The sequence below is a fragment of the Paenisporosarcina sp. P4_E4_2 genome, from assembly GCF_056401595.1.
Genome location: NZ_JBFUJC010000425.1, coordinates 1 through 2,359, shown reverse-complemented (window position 1 = coordinate 2,359; position 2,359 = coordinate 1). Strand labels below are relative to the sequence as shown.

Genomic DNA, 2,359 nt, shown 5'->3' with positions numbered 1-2,359 from the left:
GAGTAAGTGGTTTTATGTGTGCAAAAGGAAAAGTTTGCAACATATTCGGCAAAGTACAAATCTTGGCAATAAATGATGACCCGCTAATATGTAAAAGATGACTAATATAAACAAATTGAGTACTGGTCGGATCATAGGTAATTAACGTGGGCTTGGATGAAGAATCTATTGTGATAAACGACTGCTCAAACTTGGATAATTTGATGAAAGTTACGCCAGCTGCCTTGACATTAATATTAGCAGGGGTGCGAAGTAACCAAACGGATGGAATTTTCACTTGACTATATCCAAGATTTCTTTTATAGACATCGTCTATGGGTATTACACTGCACTGAAATTCTACAGCAAATAAATTTCTTCCTTTTTGCACCAATAAATCAGGTCGTTGTGAAATTTTCGGAATGAATGCTTCGACCTCTACTTGAAAACCTACTCGTGTAAAGAATTCAGCAAGCTGCTGTTTTCCAATTAAATGTGTTGGGGATTCTCTTTCTGAAAATGAAGTAAAACAATCGCTTAGCACGATATGGGCGAAATGGGGAGTGACGACTTTGCCAATTTTTAAGCGAAGGGGGTTTCCGCATTGGGGGCATGTAAATTGGCTTGTACTTCGTATTAGTTCCAACTGACTTTTTGTCATGTGTCTTTCCAGTGTGAAATTTTTCTCGTTATTTATTTGTGCCGTTAGAATACACAACACCTCCTTTTGAACATTTTACGAATATTCCGACATAAAGGCAATTAAAAAATTGTCACGCACCTCTTTAGAACAATGACAGCAATGCAAAAAAGAATATTTATTTTGAAGCAAGACATAAAAAAATCCTCCCCGTTAAGGGAGGCGATTAACTGAAATATTTATTGATTTGCTCAAAAACCTCATCGGCCATTATTTCTTTGCCATACTCTTTCATACGATGAACCGTCACAGTTGAACCGGACGTATATTCAGAAAGTATGCTGACCATATTTTCAATTTCTTCGTCATTCATTAACTCAGCATCTGCTTTAACGTATAAGTAGTAACGATCTTTATAAGCGAATAAAGACGTTGATACATACGAAGGCAAATCAATGCGCTTAGCTAATGGAATCAAATCTTCAAAGTCATTCACAAAAAATGTGAATTCACTTTGAGGTTCATCTGAATCAGTAAAAAGTCCACCATATTCATCATAAGATTGTTCGTCTGATGAACTTTCAGACATATTAGAAAAGTATTGACCCTTTTCATCCATTTCAAATGGAGAGTCTACTTTCTTCCCATCACGATTAATTTGTGCCCGAGTTACTGTTACTTCAAGTCCTTTATCCATTGCATGAACTTGAATCCACAATGGACCTTCGACTTCAAAGTCTGATTCATCATTAATTTCATCCATCATTTCCCAAAAGAGTTCTTCGCTTTTATCTCGATTAAACCAAATTTCGTCTCGGCTGAAGCCTCTTTTTTCAATGTCGATGTATGAAATGTAGAATTTGACTGTATTTTCATTAATGCGTTCGATATCCATTTTACACATCTCCCTTCGATCGCTTTAAAGGGATTCCCCTTTTTTCAGCAACACTTCAAGCCGCTTACCGATACAGTGTCTGTTTCTATTGTATGACGGTCCAGAGAAAATGAAAAGGATATGCTCCTACTCTGGAAAATACAATTTATTAGCATTGTAGTAGAGCGAGAAGAGATTGGCAAGCTGAAAAATGCAAAATGACTGACGTTTTCTTCTCAATTAAAATTAAAAGAAGAATCAATCAGTCATTTTTCATCCGAATTTAGTTAACCATGCGTTGTGCTTCAAGCAATTGATAAGCCCGAACTTTACGAGGTAAAAAACGACGAATTTCATCTTCGTTATAACCTACTTGTAGACGCTTTTCATCTAGAATAATTGGACGACGTAACAGTCCAGGATGTTCTTGAATTAATTCGTACAAACGTTGAAGTGGTAAGCTTTCAACATCAACATTTAATTTTTGGAATATTTTAGAACGAGTGGAAATGATCTCATCAGTACCATCTTCCGTCATTCGAAGAATTTCTTTAATTTCGCTAATACTTAGCGGTTCCGAAAAGATGTTACGCTCAGTATATGGAATGTCATGCTCTTCTAACCATGCTTTCGCTTTTCGACATGATGTACAGCTAGGAGAAGTAAACAATGTAACCATCATAGGAACACTTCCTTTCAAATGTGTAAACAAGTTCAAGTAAATTGTAACAACTTTTAATTTAGAATTACTTTAATATAGGTTAACAAAATTTATTATACACCATTTTCAAGATTTTTAATATAGAATATGAAGAAAAAGTCAAGTAATTTAATGTGGCGTCACATTTTAGCAATAATATGTAGGA

3 protein-coding genes are annotated in these 2,359 nt (G+C 35.3%); all 3 read right to left on the bottom strand.

Features of this window, described 5'->3' with window-relative positions; translation table 11 throughout:
• Positions 1-640, bottom strand: a 640-nt coding sequence (locus AC1DSB_RS18150; protein ID WP_477587296.1) for a competence protein CoiA, incomplete at its 3' end; no start/stop codon positions are given.
• 205 nt (positions 641-845) lie between these two features.
• Entirely contained in the window at positions 846-1,514 is a 669-nt protein-coding gene (gene mecA / locus AC1DSB_RS18145) for an adaptor protein MecA (protein ID WP_016428010.1), read from the bottom strand.
• Between the two features lie 262 nt (positions 1,515-1,776).
• The gene (gene spxA / locus AC1DSB_RS18140; RefSeq protein WP_162920212.1) at positions 1,777-2,172 is read right to left on the bottom strand and encodes a transcriptional regulator SpxA; all 396 of its coding nucleotides are present in this window, start codon (positions 2,170-2,172) and stop codon (positions 1,777-1,779) included.
• Positions 2,173-2,359: the final 187 nt, after the last annotated feature.

Excerpts from the sequence above, each read along its gene's own strand:
- mecA (WP_016428010.1), bottom strand. The coding sequence starts at position 1,514 with ATGGATATCGAACGCATTAATGAAAATACAGTCAAATTCTACATTTCA.
- spxA (WP_162920212.1), bottom strand. The coding sequence starts at position 2,172 with ATGGTTACATTGTTTACTTCTCCTAGCTGTACATCATGTCGAAAAGCG.